Raw genomic sequence first — 17131 nt, 5'->3', positions numbered from 1 at the left:
GGCTCGCTGCCGTCAATGGCATTGCCGCAATTCGGACGACCGACTACATTGCCCGCCATGAGCCCCCGCGAGCAGCTGTGCGAGTACGGACGGAGAGCCGTCGAGCAAGGCCTGGTCATCGGCACGTCGGGCAACCTGAGCGTCCGTCAGGGCGAACTGGTCGCGGTCACGCCGTCCGGAGTCGCGCTCGACCGGCTGACGCCGGAGATGTGCCCGATCGTGGACATCGAGGGCTACCTGATCGAAGGCGACCTGCAGCCGTCCTCGGAGACGCCGATGCACCTGGCCGTCTACGAGACCACCGCCGCGCAGGCCATCGTCCACACGCACTCGGTGTTCGGGACGGTGGTGGCCACCACGATGACCGAGCTGCCGGCGGTCCACTACAACGCGCTGCTGCTGGGCGGGGTGGTGCGGGTGGCCGAGTACGCGACGTACGGGACGCCGGAGCTGGCGGCCAACGTACGGGCGGCGCTGGAGGGCAGGCAGGCGGCGCTCATGGCCAACCACGGCGGCGTCACCATCGGCGCCACGCTGGAACAGGCCTTCGAGGCCACCCGCCTGCTGGAATGGCTGTGTGAGGTGTATGTGCGGGGGCTGAGCGTCGGCAAGCCCACGATCCTGACCGACGAGCAGCTCGCGGCCGTGGTAGACCGCGCGCTCAACCCCCCGGCCTTCCCCCGCCGCACGCCCTGACGAGCCGGCCGCAATGAACTACAGGTGTGCCGCCTGTTCAGCCAGTCCCAGTGGCAGCCCGCCCGAGCCCGCGATCTTGTCGTGGAACGACTTCAGCGGCCCCTCGTACGACTCCCTGATCCGGTCGATCTCGATCGCCCCCGTCAGGTACGACGGCGCCTGCGTGGGCCAGGCGCAGTACCGGCTGACCTCCCCCTGGGCCGTCCCGGGAGACAGCGACGCCTTCGTCGCCATGAACGTCTCCGCCTCCTCGATCGACATGTCCTCGCAGTGCAGCGCCGTGTCCACCACGATGCGGGCCGCGCGGAAGATGCGGCAGTCCAGGTGCGCCAGCTCGGTGGCGAGCGTGTCGAAGTAGCCCTGCTCGTGCAGCAGCTTCTCGACGTAGAGGGCCCAGCCCTCGGTGAAGTACGGGGTGCGGAACACGTTGCGCACGGTCCGGGTGTTGCTCGCCATGTGCGACAGGTGCCAGTGGTGGCCGGGGTAGGCCTCGTGGACGGCGATCGACGGCATCTGGGCCCGCGAGTTCGTCCGCAGGCGCTGGCGTACCTGCTCCTCGGTGAAGTCGTCGGGCGTGTACGGCACGAAGAACACGCCGGTGCGCGAGCTGCTCAGCGGCGGCGGCGCCAGGTAGTGGGCGACGGCGAGGATCGGCCTGGTGTATTCGGCCGAGGGCAGCACGAGGCACTCCTCCCCCTCGGCGAAGGTGACCAGGTCGCGCTCCCTGACGAACTCGCGGGCCCGCCGGGTCTCGGCCTCGTACTCGGCCCGCATGTCGGCCAGCGTGGCGGGATGGTCGTCCATCAGGGACTCCATCGCGGCCCGCCAGTCCTCGGTGCCGTTGAGCCTCATGGTGACCTCGCGCATCCGCGTGTCCAGCGACGCCCAGGCCGCCTCGCCCTTGCGGTGCAGCTCGGCGGCGCCGTACCCGAGCAGCTCGCGCTCGCGCAGCAGCGTGGAGTAGAGCGGCTCACCCATCCGCCAGGTGCCGCCGCACTCGAATCCCTCGAGGAAGGTGACGAACGCGTCGAACGCGGCGGCGGCCGGTTCGGCGGCGTCCGCGAGCTTCGTGCGCAGGTCGGGGTCCGTCACCATCGACGGGACGGTTCTGGTGAGGAAGTTGCGTCCGGTGCGCGCCTGTCCGAGCCCGCGCTGGACCAGCAGCGGCGCGGCGAGATCGGCGTCGAGGTTGGTACGGCAGGCGGCCAGCACGTCCGGCACCTCGGCCAGGCGGGAGACGGCGGCGGACACCAGCTCGGGCTCGGGCTTGAGCCGCTGCTGGAACGGCGTGAACATGGAGGTGAAGATCGCCGACAGGTAGGCGGCCGGGTCGCGCCGCCAGTCCGGCCAGGATGCCAGGGCGATGGAGCCCCTCAGCTGCGACAGGACGAGATCCCTGTCGATGGCGTCGTCCGGCGTGGCGGTCTCCAGCCTGGAGAGCCGGTCCAGCCAGAGGACCTCTTCCCGCTCGCGGGCGGCGAAGGCGGCGGCGGTGAAGTCGCCGAGCGTGTGATCGTAGCCGTCGGCTCCCAGGTAGCTGGCGACGACGGGACGGCCGGAAAAGTACCACTTGAGAAACTCGTCCACGTTCGCACAATATCCTGGGCTTTATGCCCCTTCAGATCACCGGCGCGCTCGGTGACCCCGACCTGATCCGCCTGCCATGGGATGTCCCTCTCGCCGACTGGCCGTCGCATCATCTGGTCGATCTCCCGCGCGGTATCTCGCGGCACGTGGTGCGGTTCGTCAGGCTGTCCGGCAAGGTGTACGCGATCAAGGAGATCAGCGAGCGGTACGCCAAGCGGGAGTACCAACTGCTGTGGGACCTGGCCAGGCTCGATGCGCCGTCGGTCGAGCCGATCGCCTACGTCACCGGCCGGGACGAGGACCTCGACGCGGCGCTGATCACCCGGCACCTGCAGTTCTCGCTCCCGTACCGCGCGGTCATGTCGGGGACGCTGCGGCCCGACACGCTCACCCGGCTGCTGGACGCGCTGGCCGTGCTGCTGGTGCGGCTGCACCTGACCGGCTTCTTCTGGGGCGACTGCTCGCTGTCGAACACGCTGTTCCGCAGGGACGCGGGCGCGTTCGCCGCCTACCTCGTGGACGCGGAGACCGGCGAGATGCACCCGATGATCAGTGAGGGCCAGCGACTCGCCGACATCGACGCCGCGCACACGAACATCTTCGGCGAGATGCTCGACCTGGAGGCCGGCGAGCTGCTGCACCCGTCGATCGACCCGATGGACACCGCCGAAGACATCGTGACCCGTTACCACCGGCTGTGGAACGAGATCACGCAGGACGAGATCATCGAGGAGGTCGACTGGCACCGGGTGGAGCAGCGGATCAGGCGGCTCAACCTGCTGGGCTTCGACGTGGCCGAGATGATGGTCCGCCGCAAGGTCGGCACCGGGCGGCTCATCGTGCGGCCCAAGGTCGTCGACTCGGGACACCACCAGCGGCGGCTGCTCCGGCTCACCGGGCTCGACGTCGAGGAGAACCAGGCCAGGCGGCTGCTGAACGACCTCGACGGGTTCCGGGTCGCCAAGGGCCTGCGGCACGAGGACGAGGCCATCGTGGCGCACCGGTGGCTGGCCGAGGTGTTCCAGCCGACGGTGGAGGGCATTCCGGCCCGGCTGCGCGGGAAGCTGGAGCCCGCGCAGCTGTTCCACGAGGTGCTGGACCACCGGTGGTACCTGTCGGAGGCGGCCGGGGCCGATGTCGGCATCGCGGCCGCGGTGAAGTCGTACGTGGACAAGGTGCTCGTCCACAAACCCGATGAGAAGGCGCTCCTGCCCGAGGAGCCGGGCGGCCTCTCCGAGGAGTCCGCCGAGCTTCAGTAGGCGACCGTGATCCGCCGGCGCGGGTGCTCACCCTTGTCCACCTCGTCGGCGATCGCGACCGCGTAGTCCTCGGCGGAGATGCGGCTGTTGCCCTCGGCGTCCGCGAGGAGCTGGTCGCCGCCGACCCGGTAGTGGCCGGTACGCTCACCGGGCGCGATCTCGGCGGCCGGGGAGACGTACGTCCAGTCGAGGTCGTCGACCTCGCGGTAGAGACGCAGGGCGGCCCGCTGCGCCAGCGCCTCCTTCTTGTAGATCTCCGGGAACCCGGGCGCGTCGACCAGGTCGAGATCGGGCGCCACCTGAAGGCTGCCAGCGCCGCCGACGACGATGAGCCGCCGGACCCCGGCGGCGCGGACGCCGTCGATGAGGGCGCGGTGGACGTCGAGGAACGGCTCCTCGGGCTCGCTCCCGTCGCGGGGCGGAGCGATCGCGGAGATCACCACGTCGTGGCCGCGGGCGAGGGTGGCGGTGTCGCGCACGTCTCCCTTGACCGGCCCCGACCTGCTGACACCGGTCACCTCGTGGCCATGGTTCGCGAGTTCGGCGGCGATGCGCTGACCGACCATGCCGGTCGCGCCAAAAAGAAGAATCTTCATGTCTCCAAGAGTATCCGGCCGCAGATAATGTGAACGAAATTCTTCAATGTCGCGAGCAATACCCGTGAATTCGGAAAATCTCCGTCGCGGTTAGGTTTTTCTCCACCCTGGCCATAGACATCTTCAACTTCATACATATCCCGCTTTTATGCGATCACCACGCTGCCATCCATCGCTCCTACGCTGGCTCAGTCCTCACGACGGCGTGGGAGGGTGCACGTGCTGGGACTGGACGACTGCCTGACCGAGGTCATGGCGATACCAGGGGCATTGGACGCGATGCTCCTCGACCAGACGAGCGGCATGGCCGTGGCCATCAGCGGCCCGCCGCAGGGTGTGGACGCAGAGAGCTCCGCCGCCGCCCTGACCGAGACGCTGCGCGCGACGATGGACGGCCTGGCCCGCTCCTGCCCCGGCGAGACGGTCCGCATTGACGACATGCTGGTCACTACCGACAAAGGCCACCATTTACTCAGAATGCTGGAAACAGTATTCGAGGGGCCTCTCATCATTTACCTGCGCCTCGACTTGGAACGGTCGAACCTCGCCCTGGCGCGCTATCGCCTGCAAGCCATCTCCAGCCAGTTGCTGACCTGAACCATGGCACCGCTGGACACACTCCTGGCCGGTCTCGCCCGTGAACGCTCCACGGGCGCCCTCCGTGTGGGCCGGGCCGGGACGATCTTCCTCAGCGAGGGCCGCGTCACGTACATGGAGTGCGCCCACACGCCCGGCGTCGAGCGCGTGCTGGCGGCGCGGGGGCGGCTGCCGGAGGCCGCGCTGCGCCGGTTGCAGGCCGACGGGGGCTGCCGGCGGCTGCTGGAAGAAGGGCCCGTCACGCTGGGCGAACTGCAGTACTGCGTGCTCGGGGCGGTCCTGGACGCCGCGTTCTTCCTGCTGCCGGTCGGCGGGAACCGGCCGAAGTTCCGGCCCGGCGAGCAGCACTGGCTGGGCGGGCAGTGGTACTTCGACGTGGCGGGGCTGATGCGCGAGTGCGCGCGCCGCCGGGCCTATCTCGCGCAGATCTGGCCGTCCGCCCTGCTGGACACGGCTCCGGTACGGCCGCTGCCGCGGCTGCCGGGGAACGGGGTGATGCTGGACTCGGTCCAGTGGGAGGTCGTCACCGGGGCCGATGCCGAGGCGACACCGCTTGACCTGGCCAAACGGCTCGGCCGGTCCGGCTATTCGGTGCTGCTGGCCGTACGGCGGATGGCCGCGGCCGGGCTGCTGGCACCCCCCGCAGAGACCGCCCCCACCCACGCCAAGGGCGCGACCACCACGCGGGCCACCAAGGAAGGCACGGCACGGCACGCGGCAGGCGGCCCGGCGCCCACCGCCACGGACGACGCGACAGAAGCCACCAAAGACGGCGCGCCGCAGGCCGCAGGAGAGGGCGCGGGGCAAGCCGTCGGGGACCGGCAGGGCGTGCTGCCGCGGCGGGTGCCTGGCGCGGCCGACCAGCGGCCGGCACACGATTCCGCCGCCCGGGGCCTGCCGCTCGGCCCGCCGATCTCGGCGGACCCCACGGACCTGGCCCTGCTGATGCGCCTGAAGAAGGCACTGGAGGAGCTGTCATGAGGTTCCTCCGCCCGCAAAGGAGGCCACCGGTGAAGCTGTGTGAACAGGTGCTGAGGGAGATGGTTCTCCTGCGCGAGCGCACCCCGGACATCAGCGGGAGCGTCGCCTGCACGGTCGACGGCCTGACCATCGCCTGCGACAGCGGCGGCAAAGCCAACGGCAGCAGCGAGCAGACCGCCGCGCTGTCGGCGGCGTTGCTCGCGCTGAGCAGGCGAATGACGATCATGACGTGCCAGGGCGTACTGGAGGAGACGCTCATCTCCGGCACCGCCGGCTTCGCCGCCTTCTACGCGGCGGGCCCCACCATCGTCCTCACAGTCCTGGCTGAGCCCGGCACCAATCTCGGGCTGCTCCGGCTGGAGGGGCGCAAGACGGCGGCCAGTGTGGCCGCCATCGCAGCACGGATTCACTGACCTTGAACGGAGGAAGGCATGGCCAGCATGGACGTCTCTCTCAAGGAGATGATGACGATCGACGGCTCGATCGGAGCGGCGATCGTCGACCACGGCAGCGGCATGGCGCTGGGCGCGCTCGGCGGTTCGAAGGACCTGGATCTCCAGGTCGCGGCGGCGGGTAACACGGAAGTGGTCAAGGCCAAGCTGCGCACGATGGACTCGCTGGGGCTCAAGGAATCCATCGAGGACATCCTGATCACGCTCGGCGGCCAGTACCACATCATCCGGCCGATCACCGGTCGCGGCGGCAAGGGGCTGTTCCTCTATCTCGCCCTGGACCGGGCACGGGCCAACCTCGCGATGGCCAGGCACCAGCTACGCGGCATCGAGGAGAAGCTGGAGGTCTGAGAGACCCGGTGGCTCGCGTACGGGCGCGGCGGACGCGAGCCACCGCCTCCGGCGATCTCCGGCACGTCACCCGGTGGTGAGCTTGGTGATGGCGTCGACGATCTCCGGCCAGAGCGGTTTGGGCAGGTCGTGGCCCATGCCGGGGAACGTCAGCAGCCTGGCGCCCGGGATCGCCGCCGCCGTGGCCAGGCCGCCGGCGACCGGGACGAGCAGGTCGGCCTCGCCGTGGATGACCAGGGCGGGCACGCCCAGCCTGCCGAGTTGTTCCGTGCGGTCACCGGAGGCCAGGATCGCGGCCAGTTGCCGGGTCGTGCCCGGCGGGTCGAAGCTCCGGTCGTACGCCTGGCCGGACATCCGGACGATGCGTTCCCGGTCCAGGTCGAAGCCGGGCGAGCCGATCACGGACCAGGTCTCCACCGCCTGGGCGAGGACGCTCGCCCGATCGGGCGCGGGCGGTGCGAGCAGCACCGCGCTGGCCTCAGGTGTGGGCGGGGCCACGTTCGGGCCGGGGGTCGACATGATCGAGGTGAGGGTCAGCACGCGTTCGGGGTGCCGGATGGCGAGCGTCTGAGCGATCATCCCGCCCATCGAGGCGCCCACCACATGGGCGGCGATCCAGCCGAGAGCGTCCATCAGCCCGGCGGCGTCGTCGGCCATGTCGTCCAGCAAATACGACGAGGACGTCCCCAATGCGGGAACGCCCTCGTCGTGCAGATGCGTGGAGAGTCCGGAGTCACGGTTGTCGAATCTGACGACGTGATGGCCCTGCTCCGCCAGGAGCTCGCAGAGCTCGTCGTCCCAGTGGATGAGCTGGGCGCCGAGCCCCATGATGAGGAGCAGGGGACGTCCGTCGGATGAGCCGAAGCTCTCGTAGGCGATCTGGATGCCGTTGGCGACTGCATGCTTGGTCACGGGATCAGAATGACATTCTGTTTCCCTCGAAGCAAAGACCGACAGACCGTCAGCGCTGGAGGAGGAGCTTGCGACCGACCGTCACGCCGCCACCGATGATCGCCAGCCCGGCCCCCACTGCGGCGCCGTTGAGAGCGTCGCTCGACTCGGCGACCTTCTTGCCGGCCACCGGCACCGCGGGCACGTTGGCGCCCGGAGCGGGCTTGGGGGCCGCCTTCGGCGCCGCGACCTGCGGGGGCTTGGCGGGGTTGTGGTCCACGCGGGCGTAGGCGCCGGTCGAGTAAGCGACCGGGTAGTTCTTCTTGCCCGGGCCCTTGCCCCACTTGGTGATGATGTAGTCGACCTTGATGTGGCCCTCGCCACCGTTGCCGTCCACACCCAGCGTGCTGGAGTTGAAGCGGCCACCGGTCAGGTCGGCGAAGGTCTTGGCGTCGAGGTCGAGCATGACGCCGCTGGAGGACGGCGTGCCCGGACCGCGGTCACCGACGAAGAAGGGCATCTTCTTGCCCTTGTAGACAACGTAGCCCTCTGTCATGAGCGGCCAGCTCGGGCTCGCGGCGAGACGCTTCTGCATGGGCTTGCCGCTGGCCGGCAAGCCGGTGTCCCCGGCGCGGCCGGAGGAGTCGTCCCAGAAGTAGGACGCCGTGGTCGAGCCCTTGAGCAGGACCTTCTTGTCAGTGCCGGTGTCGGCGTGCGCGGCCGTTGCGGCACCGATGGACAGAGCGCCGACGAGGGCGGCAGTGAACATGGCAGAGCGAACAGTCATGAAGTAGCGAAGTCCTTTATACGGGTACAGGGGGAGGAGAGCGCTCGCCAAAGGAGGGGCGTAGCCGGGCGGAATGCCAAACGGTCGCTACGCGGAGCGCGCTAAGAGCTTGGGGGAAGGTGCCGGTCAGTCGTCGGCGGATGACAACACGCGGGCGGGCGGCACGGCACGGGGGTTACGCATGCGGTAGGTGTCCTCTCCATCTCGCCTACCGGGTTAGCTGACGGGTTCGGGCGTGGAGATGCCCTACCGACCGATGGTCGGATTCACCCCTAAGGAACGGTGGTTCCCCGGTTCTCGCCTGAGCGGGATTCGGCGCCTGCCGGTCGACACCTCTCGGCTGAAGTGCCAGGTCACCGGCTGGTAACTTCCATGGACTATATGGAGATAATCGGACAAAGGCAAACTTAAGCCCATGAATCGGGCGAAGATCTACCTAGGAGGGTCAAGAAAAAGGGGGGTACGGCATGCCGTACCCCCCGAAAAGCCCTTGTCAACCGCCGCTCTTCCGCCTGAAAGAACGCTTGCTGGCGGCGGGCCCGTGAGCGCCGTGAATCTTGGAAGGGTCATTGCCCCTGCCACCCGCGCTCGAGTCGGCGTGCTGCCCGCGCTTGCGCTCGAGCGCCTCGCGGAACTTGCGCTTCATCTCGTCCTCGGGAGTTTCGTCGACTTCCGGCTCCGGTGTTTCCGCCATGAGGACCTCCTGGTGTTGGGGACAAGGACAGCTTCGCATGACGGCGCTCAGGACGCGAAACCAGCCTCGACCTTGGCCTGTGGAGTCTCCCGGTCGAGGCGCGCGCCGGGCATGGCGATCAGGGCGACCAGCGCCACGAGGGCGCCCGCGACGCCCAGCGAGGGAATGACCAGGGCCGCGGCCGAAGCGTGCGCGGCGGCCAGCCCGTGCAGCGGCGCCTCGCTGGTGATCTCGGAGGTGTAGGCGGTGCCGGCCAGCGCCAGCGCGACCGAGCCGCCGATCTGGCGGAAGAACGTCAGGTTGGCCGAGGCCGTGCCGATGTACTGGGGCGGCACCGAGGACTGCACCGCCACGGTCAGGCCGGAGAGCATCGGGCCCATGCCGAGGCCGATCAGCGCCATCCACCCGACGAGCACCCAGGGCGGCGTGTCCAGCGTCAGGCCGGAGCACAGCAGCGCGCCCACGGCCAGCAGGAACGGCGCCCCCACCAGCCACGGCTTGTAGACGCGCGTCCGGCTCATCAGCGCGCCCATGAGGATGCTGCCCACCACCATGGCCAGGGTCAGCGGGTAGATCCGCAGCCCCGACTCGGTCGCGGAGGCGCCGAGCGCCTCCTGGAAGTAGCGCGGCAGGAACACCACTCCGGCGAACATGCAGAAGGCGGTGAAGAACGACGTCACATTGACCAGCGTGTACGTACGGTTGCGGAACAGGTGCAACGGCATGATGGGCGCCTCGGCCCGCCTCTCCACCAACACGAACACCACCAGCAACGCCAGAGCCAGCACGATCGGCCCGACCACCGGCACGCTGGTCCAGGTGTGGGCGTCGAGCCCCTTCTCGGTCAGGCCGATGAGCAGCGCGCTGATGGCCACCGTGAACACCCCGATGCCCAGGTAGTCCGGCCGCCCGCCACCATGCCCCGGCTGCCGCGGCAGGCGCAGCACGATGATCCCGATCAGCACCAGGCCGATCGGCACGTTCACGTAGAAGGCCCAGCGCCAGCTCGCGTGGTCGGTGAAAAGCCCGCCCAGGAACGGCCCGGCGAGGTAGCTGAGCGCCATCACCCCGCCCATCGCCCCCTGCACCCGGGCCCCGCCCTTGTCCGGCGGGAACAGCTCGATCACCAGGGCAATGGACAGCGGCAGCAGCGCGCCCGCCCCCAGGCCCTGCAGCGCGCGGAACAGGATGAGCTGGGTCATGTCCTGGGCCACCCCGCACAGCGCGGACCCCACGAGGAACACGGTCATGCCGGTGAGCAGCAGCGGCTTCCTGCCGTGCTGGTCCGACAGCCTTCCATAGAGGGGCACGGTCACGGTCGAGGTCAGCAGGTACGCCGTGACCACCCACGTGTAGAGATTGGTGCCGCCCAGCTCCGTGGTGATCCGGGGCAGGGCCGTGCCGACGATGGTCTGGTCGAGCATCGCCAGGAACATGCCGCCGAGCACGGCGACCAACAGGAGGCCATCGCCTCCGCGCTTCGTGTCAGTATTCACATGTGGAGATTGACATGTAAGGAGTGACATGTCAAGACTTCGCTATGCTCACTTACATGTCCCTACGGATCGCGCTGCTCGGGCTCCTCGACGCCACGGGGCCGGCCAGCGGCTACGACCTGGCGAAATCATTCGAGCGGTCGCTCAATCACGTCTGGCAGGCCGGGCACACACAGATCTACCCGGAGCTGGTGAAGATGGCCGCCGACGGGCTGGTGGCGGTCGAGTCGGAGGGGGCACGCGGGCGGAAGCTCTACGCGATCACGCCTGAGGGCGCGAGCCGGCTCCGCTCCTGGCTGGTCGAGCGCGAGCCGACCTCCGCGCCGCGCAGCGAGGCGGCGCTCCAGGCGTTCCTGCTGCCGCTGCTCGACCGGGAGTCGGCGATCGTGGTGGTCGAGCGGATCCGGGCGCAGTTCGCGGAGCGGCTGGCCGTCCTGGAGTGCAAACCCAGGGACACCTCGAGGTTCGGCAGGTACGCGCTCCGCCTGGGTCTCGCCCAGGGCCATGCGTCGCTCGCCTGGGCCGACGAGACCCTGGCCGAGCTACGCGGGCCGGACGCGGCCGCGGTTGACGATGCCGTCGGACGCGACTGATCGCCGCACCGGGGCGCGTCCGACGTCTATCAGCGGTGGTCAGGCGAGAAGGGCCAGCTCGTCGGCGGTGAGGACGAGGTCGGTCGCGGCGGCCGAGTTCACGATGGTCTCCGGCCTGCTGGCGCCGGGGATGGGGATCACCACCGGGCTGCGCGCCAGCTCCCAGGCGAGGCAGACCTGCTGCGGAGACACGCCCCGCTCCGCCGCCACCCTGGCGAACCCCGCATGCTGCCCGCCGAGCTCCGACGCCGAGCTGATGCCGCCCAGCGGCGACCACGGCAGGAACGCCAGCCCCAGCTCCTCACACACGTCGATCTCCGGCTCGCTGGACCGGAACCGCGGCGAGTACTGGTTCTGCACACTGGCCAGCCGCCCGCCGAGGATCTCGTGGGCGAGCCGGATCTGCTCCGGGTTCGCGTTGGAGATGCCCGCCATCAGGATCTTCCCGGCGTCGAGCAGGTCGCGCAGGCCGCCGATCGTCTCCTCGTACGGCACGGCGGGGTCGGGCCGGTGGTGCTGATAGAGCCCGATCGCCTCCACCCCCAGCGCCTTCAAGGAGCGGTCGCACGCCTCGGCCAGGTAGTCGGGCCGGCCGTTGACCTGCCAGCCGCCGTCCGCCGTACGGGTGTGGCCCCCCTTGGTGGCCACGAGCACCCCGCTGGTGTCGCCGGTCCAGCTCGCCAGGGCCTTGGCCACGATCCGCTCGTTGTGACCCACCTGGTCGGACGACGGCGTGTAGGCGTCGGCCGTGTCGATGAGGGTGACTCCGGCGTCGAGCGCCGCGTGGATGGTCCTGATCGACTGTGCTTCGTCGGGCATGTGCCCGTGTACGGACATGGGCATGGCGCCGAGCCCGATGGCGCCGACATGGGTCTGACCGATAAGTCGCGTATTCATGCCCCTATCCTCCTCAAGTGCGGAGATGACGTCCCAGCGGGGGCACTCTCCCCCGTCAGGTGCCGGTGAAACGGATGGTCACGTGCGAGCCATCGCAGAACGGCTTGTTACGCGAACGGCCGCACCTGCAGAGCGTGACCCGGTTGCGTACCTCGTAGTCGCGGCCGTCGGCCGAGGTCACCGAAATCCCCCCGCGTACCCAGATCGGCCCGCCGACGCCCGCCACCGGGTCCTCGACGATGCCGATGGACGGCGGCAGCTCTGGCTCGATCGGCGAGCGGGACTCCCAGGCGACGAGCCGTCCCGACGGGCAGCGCGCGGCCTCGCGCGCGACCACGTCGGCCTGTCCGGGGATCTCGACGAGCTTCCACACCTGTCCGTCGGCATCGCAGAACCGGGCGAACGCACAGAAGGCGGGCGCGTCGGTGAGCGTCAGTTCAGGCCCGGCCTGCTCCTCCGCCTGTCCCTGGTACGACCGCCGCGACGCGGTCTCCGTGCCGTCGAACCGTACGCGCTCGTGGCTGCCGTCGCAGTAGGGCTTGTTCGCCGAGTGGCCGCAACGGCACAGTTTGTACGACTCCGCAGCCGGATAATCCTCACCCTGGTCCCAGTCCATCGACTGGCCCCTGGCGTCGGCGCCGATGGACTGCCTGGCCATGGGGACCGACCCGGTCACCACGTAGGGACCGTCGGGCGTTACCTCGATGCGCATACCTCTCCACCTCATGCGGGCGGGGGGCCGTGACCAGTGTTTCCCGACGGGGATCAGCCGAAACCCGCCGGATACGCTTGGCCTGTGACGCTGACCTGGCCATTCACCCCGGGCGTCGCCTCGATCGGCCGAGGCGGACTCCCGGCCCGCCGCCTGCTCGACGCTGGAGTTGAGCTCCCGTGACCCGGGTCGGGCCAGAGCCGTGATCGGGGTCAGGCGGGACGGCAAGCGCTCCCAGAAGGCCCAGGAGACGCGCCGCCGCATCCTTGAGGCCGCCAGGGAGCTGTTCGTCGCGCAGGGCTACGGCCCGACGAGCCTCCAGGACGTGGCCGCCCGGGCCGGGGTGGCCACGCGGACCGTCTGCTTCTCCTTCGGCAACAAGCATTCGCTGCTCAAGGCCCTGGTCGAGGCGACGATCACCGGCGACGAACAGTCTTCGGCGGTCATGGACCTGCCCTGGTTCCGCGAGGCGATGGCCACCGAGACCGCCGCTGCCCACCTGCGGGCGCATGTCCACGGGTTGCGACTGATCCTCGACCGCGTCGCGTCCATCATCAAGGTGCTGAACGCCGCCGCCGCGATGGACCCCGAGGTGGCCATGCTCTGGCCGCGGGACAGCGACCCCCAGTACACCGTCCAGTGGACGGCGGCCGAGTCGATGATGGCCAAGCCGGGCGCGCGGCCGGGCGTCTCACCCGAGTACGCGGCGGATCTGCTCTACAGCCTGCTCAGCCCCGAGCTCTACCTGCAGTTCGTACAGGAACGCGGCTGGTCGCCCGATCGCTGGGAGCGGTGGAGCCAGGACACCCTGCGCGCCCAGCTCTGCGAAGACGGCGCCCTGCCCGCCTAGTCGCGGATGTTCTCCGGGGCCCTACCCCTCAGTCGCGGACGTTCTTCGCCAACTGGGTCAGGACCTGTTCGAACGCGGCGATCTGCTCCTCGCTGAGCCCGGCCCGCAGGCGCGCGTCGAAGGCGACCGCCACCTCGCGCAACCGGTGGAACAGCCGCTCCCCTTCCTCGGTCAGCTCCACGACGTGGACGCGCCGGTTGGCGGGGTCCCGGCGGCGGGTCAGCAGCCCGCCGCTCTCCATCGCGTTGAGGTGGTGGGTCAGCGTCGCCCCCTGGATGCCCACCGCCTCGGCGAGCTCGCGCTGGTTGCCCAGTTGCCGGGACTTGATCGAGATGAGGATCTGCCAGATCGGCGCCGACCCGCCGACGGCGGCGAGCGCGTCGTCGAAGGCTCGGCTCGCTGCCCTGGCGGTATTGGTGAGCAGCAGGCCGATCGGTGTCCGAAAGGGTGGCGTCATGCCGCCGAGTTTAGCAGTGCCATCTAATCGTTTGACATCTAATGCTTCGATATCTATCGTCGGTGGCATGCAACCAAACTCTTGGCTCAATGGCAAGGTCGCGGTCGTGGCGGGAGCCAGCCGCGGCATCGGCGCCGTCACGGCTCAGGCTCTGGCCCGGGCGGGCGCCGCCGTGGTGCTCGGGGCCCGCGACAAGCAGGCAGTGGAGCAGGTCGCCGCGGACATACGCTTCGACGGCGGGCAGGCGATCGGCGTACCCCTCGATGTCGGTGACGTGGCGTCGAACGAGCGGTTCGTGCGGCAGGCGCTGGACACCTTCGGCCGGCTGGACGCGGCCTTCAACAACGCCACCGACGGGCCGATGCCCGCGCCGCTGGCCGACATCGATCCGGACGAGTTCGACCAGGGCATCCGCACGAACGTGCGCGGCACCTTTCTCGGCATGAAGTACCAGATTCCCGCCATGCTCGCCTCAGGCGGCGGCTCGATCGTCAACATGGCCTCGCTCGCCGGGATCCAGGGCCACTCCGGCCTGTCCGCGTATGTGGCGGGCAAGGCCGGGATCATCGGGCTGACGAAGGTGGCCGCGCTCGACTACGCCGACCAGGGCATCCGCGTCAACGTGGTCGCCCCCGGGCCGATCCTCACCCACCACCTGGAGGCGGCGGGCGCGGAGGCGCAGCGCCTGGCGGGGCTGTCGACGCCCATGCGGCGCATCGGCCGCTCCGACGAGGTGGCCGCCGCCGTCGTGTGGCTCTGCTCCGACCAGTCGTCGTTCATCACCGGAGTGACACTGCCCAGCGACGGCGGGCAGGCGGCGGGCAGCAAGCCGCCGCGCGTGTACCGCCCGGGCCAACCCATGGAACGGCAGGAGGCCTGATCATGACCATCGACCAGCAGCTCGACGAACTCGGCAGGCAGTGGATGGAGGCGGAGCGCCGCGGCGACGCCGCAGCCCTCGACGCGCTCGCCGTTCCCGACTTCACGCTCGTGGGGCCGCTCGGCTTCGTACTCGTCAAGGACCAGTGGGTGTCGCGCTACCGCGAGGGCGCCATGGTCACGCACGAGATGAGCTGGACGGACGTCACCGTGCGGGAATACGGCGAGACGGCCGTGGCGATCGGCGTGCTGACGCAGCGGGCCTCCTACCAGGGCACACCGGCCGACGGGCGCTTCCGCGTCACGCAGATCACGGTCAGGGACGGGGATCGGCGCCTGCTGGCGGGCCTCCACTACAGCCCGATCGCCGCCCCACCAGCACGCCCCTGAGAGTCAGCGGCTGGGGTCCTCGAAGAGGGTCTGGGTGGCGGCGAAGGTCTGGGCGCTCACGTCTTCCTCGGCCTGCCGGGCCGCCTCCATGAGGGCGTCGGACAGCGCCTCGGAGCCCAGCCGCATCGCGCGCGGCGCGATGCGCACGCTCGCCAGCCCTCCGCTCGGCAGGACCTCGACCGTCACCTGCCCGTCCGCCGCCACGCCGCGCCCCCTGGCCGACTCCAGACGGCGCCCCACCTCCTCGAACTGCGCCGTCTGCGCGGCGAGCTGTGCCAGCGCCCGGTCGATCTCCGGATCGCCGCTCCTGGGTATGGTCATGCCGGCTCCTTATCGGTGGAGGATGAACGCCCGGGGGGCGTGCGCCATGGCGGATCGGAGCGACCCTTGGACGGACATGTTCCCGTTGGCGACCAGGGCGTAGAGCGTGGCCGCCGACGTGGTCCGCCGGAAGAAGTTGCCCATCGGACCGGTGCCGAGCATGGTCTCGGTGAACCTGGTGGCCGGGATGAACTTGCGTACGTCGCGCAGGGCCTTGATGCCGCCGTCGTAGGCCAGCTCGGCGACGAAGTGCTTGCCCGCGTACTCCCACAGGTTGCCCATCGGCTGGCCGGTGGCGGCGGAGCTCGCCGCGTGCACGCCGGTCTTCACCGTGGCCCACATGACCGAGTCGGCCACGGCGTCGAGCCCCTCGCGCACCGCGTACGTGCCCACGTTGAACTTGCCCACCTTCGCGGCCAGGATGGTCTTCATCAGCTTCTGGAAGATCGTCTTCTCCAGCTTGGCCCGCGCCACGAGCCACTTGAACACGCCCTCGGCCGCGACCCTGGCCCCCGGGTAGAGGTAGCCGAACATCATGGTGAACGCCATGGCGGCGAGCTGAGTGCCGATGATCATGAGCTGTTCCCGGTGTTCCTCCACCGCGTGGGCGTAGTCGTCGCAGCCGTCGGCCATCTCGTTCAGCGCCGCCACCATGGCGGCGTAGCGGGGGGCGAGCTGGTCGGGCCACACGTCCGCGAAGCGGTCGACCGACCGGCTGTCGTTCGTCTCGCGCACGGCCGCGACCCCGCTCGCCGTGTGCTGCGCGAGCGTGCCGATCGCCTTGGCGAACTCGCGCAGCTCCGTCGCGCGGGCCCGCAGGTTGGACACATCTGCCACAGGCACGTGTACCTGGGCGAAATAGGCGAGCGCCTGGAACGGATCGAACATCAGGCGCCTTCCCTTGCCGGTGGGGTCACGGGGATCGGGGCGTCGGGAAGGTCCAGGACCGCGGGCAGGGTCGCGATGATGTCCTGCTCCAGGTAATCCCAGAGTTTCGCGAAATCGCGGAGGTTGCCGGCGGTCGTGAAGTTCTTGTCGGCGATGGCGTTCATGTGGTGGGTCAGGGCGGTGTAACCGGCGTGGTACCACTCGGCGAAATCGCGGCCCTCGTCGTCGCCGCCGACGAGGCCGGAGGTGTCTCCCAGCTTCCAGGAGTTCAGGCGGCGCTCCACGACGTCGTCGCCCAGCTTGTCGAAGAGTCCGGCCAGCTCGCGGATGGACGCCCAGTCGATCTGTACCCGGTCCGACGCGCCCGGCTGGTGGGAGGGGGTTGGGGTCGGGGTCGGGGTGTATGTCGGGGAGGGCCTCGGCGTGGGGGGCGGCGTGTACGGAGGGGCGCTTGACGTCGGGCTCGACGGCGTGGGGGTGCTCGGCGGAGTGGGCGTGGAGGTGTCCGACGGAGTCGGGGTGGGGGTTGGGGTCGCCGTGTCCGACGGGGTCGGAGTCGGGGTCTGCGTGTCCGACGGGGTCGGAGTCGGGGTGTCCGTCGGAGTGGGTGTTGGCGTGTCCGTCGGCGTGGGTGTTGGGGTGTCCGACGCGGTGGGGCTGGGAGTGCCCGTGGGACTGGGCTCCTCGGTCGGATCCGCCATTACGCTCCCCCATTACAAAAACCTTAATTTACGGACATAAGCACCCTAGTGATATA

Annotated in this window: 22 protein-coding genes and 1 riboswitch; of the genes, 10 read left to right on the top strand and 12 right to left on the bottom strand. The window is 69.7% G+C overall.

Features of this window, described 5'->3' with window-relative positions:
• The first annotated feature begins 57 nt into the window (after positions 1-57).
• Positions 58-696, top strand: a complete 639-nt coding sequence (locus KLK06_RS20570) for a class II aldolase/adducin family protein (protein WP_214637152.1) — start codon at positions 58-60, stop codon at positions 694-696.
• An 18-nt stretch (positions 697-714) separates the two neighbouring features.
• On the opposite strand, the gene KLK06_RS20565 is transcribed toward KLK06_RS20570, so the two are convergent.
• On the bottom strand, positions 715-2283 hold the full coding sequence (locus KLK06_RS20565; protein ID WP_214637151.1) for a DUF885 domain-containing protein: 1569 nt from the start codon (positions 2281-2283) through the stop codon (positions 715-717).
• A gap of 23 nt (positions 2284-2306) precedes the next feature.
• Between KLK06_RS20565 and KLK06_RS20560 the strand changes: the two genes are divergently transcribed.
• Positions 2307-3542 (top strand): DUF4032 domain-containing protein, encoded by a 1236-nt coding sequence (locus tag KLK06_RS20560; protein WP_214637150.1) that lies wholly within the window; start codon positions 2307-2309, stop codon positions 3540-3542.
• Here the strand turns inward: KLK06_RS20560 and KLK06_RS20555 are convergent.
• The gene (locus tag KLK06_RS20555; protein WP_214637149.1) at positions 3536-4138 is read right to left on the bottom strand and encodes an NAD(P)-dependent oxidoreductase; all 603 of its coding nucleotides are present in this window, start codon (positions 4136-4138) and stop codon (positions 3536-3538) included. The two genes, KLK06_RS20560 and KLK06_RS20555, sit on opposite strands and share 7 nt — an antisense overlap.
• A gap of 219 nt (positions 4139-4357) precedes the next feature.
• Between KLK06_RS20555 and KLK06_RS20550 the strand changes: the two genes are divergently transcribed.
• From KLK06_RS20550 to KLK06_RS20535, 4 genes are read left to right on the top strand one after another with little or no spacing between them, the layout of a single operon-like run.
• Positions 4358-4735 (top strand): roadblock/LC7 domain-containing protein, encoded by a 378-nt coding sequence (locus tag KLK06_RS20550; protein ID WP_214637148.1) that lies wholly within the window; start codon positions 4358-4360, stop codon positions 4733-4735.
• Between the two features lie 3 nt (positions 4736-4738).
• Positions 4739-5716 carry a hypothetical protein gene (locus KLK06_RS20545; RefSeq protein ID WP_214637147.1) on the top strand — a complete coding sequence of 326 codons (978 nt, stop codon included), beginning with the start codon at positions 4739-4741 and terminating at the stop codon, positions 5714-5716.
• 29 nt (positions 5717-5745) lie between these two features.
• Entirely contained in the window at positions 5746-6129 is a 384-nt protein-coding gene (locus tag KLK06_RS20540) for a roadblock/LC7 domain-containing protein (protein ID WP_214637146.1), read from the top strand.
• Positions 6130-6147: 18 nt separating this feature from the next.
• Positions 6148-6519, top strand: coding sequence for a hypothetical protein (locus KLK06_RS20535; RefSeq protein ID WP_214637145.1), 372 nt, complete (start codon positions 6148-6150; stop codon positions 6517-6519).
• A gap of 66 nt (positions 6520-6585) precedes the next feature.
• Here KLK06_RS20535 and KLK06_RS20530 read toward each other — a convergent pair whose 3' ends face one another.
• The 4 genes from KLK06_RS20530 to KLK06_RS20515 form a co-directional block, all read right to left on the bottom strand.
• Positions 6586-7431 (bottom strand): alpha/beta hydrolase, encoded by an 846-nt coding sequence (locus KLK06_RS20530; RefSeq protein ID WP_308168358.1) that lies wholly within the window; start codon positions 7429-7431, stop codon positions 6586-6588.
• A 49-nt stretch (positions 7432-7480) separates the two neighbouring features.
• Entirely contained in the window at positions 7481-8197 is a 717-nt protein-coding gene (locus KLK06_RS62375) for a hypothetical protein (protein WP_308168357.1), read from the bottom strand.
• Positions 8198-8387: 190 nt separating this feature from the next.
• Positions 8388-8525: riboswitch (cyclic di-AMP (ydaO/yuaA leader) on the bottom strand.
• A 165-nt stretch (positions 8526-8690) separates the two neighbouring features.
• A complete protein-coding gene (locus KLK06_RS20520; RefSeq protein WP_214637144.1) occupies positions 8691-8891 on the bottom strand; it encodes a DUF5302 domain-containing protein in 201 nt (66 codons plus the stop codon).
• Between the two features lie 47 nt (positions 8892-8938).
• Positions 8939-10387 carry an MDR family MFS transporter gene (locus tag KLK06_RS20515; RefSeq protein ID WP_308168356.1) on the bottom strand — a complete coding sequence of 483 codons (1449 nt, stop codon included), beginning with the start codon at positions 10385-10387 and terminating at the stop codon, positions 8939-8941.
• A gap of 56 nt (positions 10388-10443) precedes the next feature.
• On the opposite strand from KLK06_RS20515, the gene KLK06_RS20510 reads away from it, so the two are divergent.
• Complete coding sequence (locus KLK06_RS20510) at positions 10444-10980, top strand: PadR family transcriptional regulator (RefSeq protein WP_214637142.1); 537 nt, start codon at positions 10444-10446, stop codon at positions 10978-10980.
• Positions 10981-11019: 39 nt separating this feature from the next.
• On the opposite strand, the gene KLK06_RS20505 is transcribed toward KLK06_RS20510, so the two are convergent.
• Together KLK06_RS20505 and KLK06_RS20500 are read right to left on the bottom strand one after the other, a co-directional pair.
• Positions 11020-11877: an aldo/keto reductase gene (locus KLK06_RS20505; RefSeq protein ID WP_214637141.1), complete on the bottom strand. Its 858-nt coding sequence runs from the start codon at positions 11875-11877 to the stop codon at positions 11020-11022.
• A gap of 55 nt (positions 11878-11932) precedes the next feature.
• Positions 11933-12589: a CDGSH iron-sulfur domain-containing protein gene (locus tag KLK06_RS20500; protein ID WP_214637140.1), complete on the bottom strand. Its 657-nt coding sequence runs from the start codon at positions 12587-12589 to the stop codon at positions 11933-11935.
• A gap of 169 nt (positions 12590-12758) precedes the next feature.
• Here KLK06_RS20500 and KLK06_RS20495 point away from each other — a divergent pair, with 169 nt between their 5' ends.
• Positions 12759-13439, top strand: a complete 681-nt coding sequence (locus KLK06_RS20495) for a TetR/AcrR family transcriptional regulator (RefSeq protein ID WP_250905732.1) — start codon at positions 12759-12761, stop codon at positions 13437-13439.
• A gap of 28 nt (positions 13440-13467) precedes the next feature.
• Here KLK06_RS20495 and KLK06_RS20490 read toward each other — a convergent pair whose 3' ends face one another.
• Positions 13468-13896, bottom strand: coding sequence for a MarR family winged helix-turn-helix transcriptional regulator (locus KLK06_RS20490; RefSeq protein ID WP_214637139.1), 429 nt, complete (start codon positions 13894-13896; stop codon positions 13468-13470).
• 67 nt (positions 13897-13963) lie between these two features.
• On the opposite strand from KLK06_RS20490, the gene KLK06_RS20485 reads away from it, so the two are divergent.
• Both KLK06_RS20485 and KLK06_RS20480 read left to right on the top strand, forming a co-directional pair.
• Positions 13964-14776: an SDR family NAD(P)-dependent oxidoreductase gene (locus KLK06_RS20485; protein ID WP_214637137.1), complete on the top strand. Its 813-nt coding sequence runs from the start codon at positions 13964-13966 to the stop codon at positions 14774-14776.
• 2 nt (positions 14777-14778) lie between these two features.
• The gene (locus KLK06_RS20480) at positions 14779-15165 is read left to right on the top strand and encodes a nuclear transport factor 2 family protein (RefSeq protein ID WP_214637136.1); all 387 of its coding nucleotides are present in this window, start codon (positions 14779-14781) and stop codon (positions 15163-15165) included.
• Positions 15166-15168: 3 nt separating this feature from the next.
• Here the strand turns inward: KLK06_RS20480 and KLK06_RS20475 are convergent, their stop codons facing one another.
• Genes KLK06_RS20475 through KLK06_RS20465 form a run of 3 tightly spaced genes read right to left on the bottom strand, consistent with a single transcriptional unit; the run spans position 15169 to position 17075 of the window.
• Positions 15169-15486 carry a YbaB/EbfC family nucleoid-associated protein gene (locus KLK06_RS20475; RefSeq protein WP_214637135.1) on the bottom strand — a complete coding sequence of 106 codons (318 nt, stop codon included), beginning with the start codon at positions 15484-15486 and terminating at the stop codon, positions 15169-15171.
• Between the two features lie 9 nt (positions 15487-15495).
• The gene (locus KLK06_RS20470) at positions 15496-16374 is read right to left on the bottom strand and encodes a hypothetical protein (protein ID WP_214637134.1); all 879 of its coding nucleotides are present in this window, start codon (positions 16372-16374) and stop codon (positions 15496-15498) included.
• On the bottom strand, positions 16374-17075 hold the full coding sequence (locus KLK06_RS20465; RefSeq protein ID WP_214637133.1) for a hypothetical protein: 702 nt from the start codon (positions 17073-17075) through the stop codon (positions 16374-16376). Before KLK06_RS20465 ends, KLK06_RS20470 begins: the two co-directional genes overlap by 1 nt.
• Positions 17076-17131: the final 56 nt, after the last annotated feature.

It is taken from the genome of Nonomuraea sp. NEAU-A123, from assembly GCF_018603905.1.
GTDB lineage: Bacteria > Actinomycetota > Actinomycetes > Streptosporangiales > Streptosporangiaceae > Nonomuraea.
Note: the sequence above shows the minus strand (reverse complement) of the source record. Positions and strands in the feature narration are given on the sequence as shown.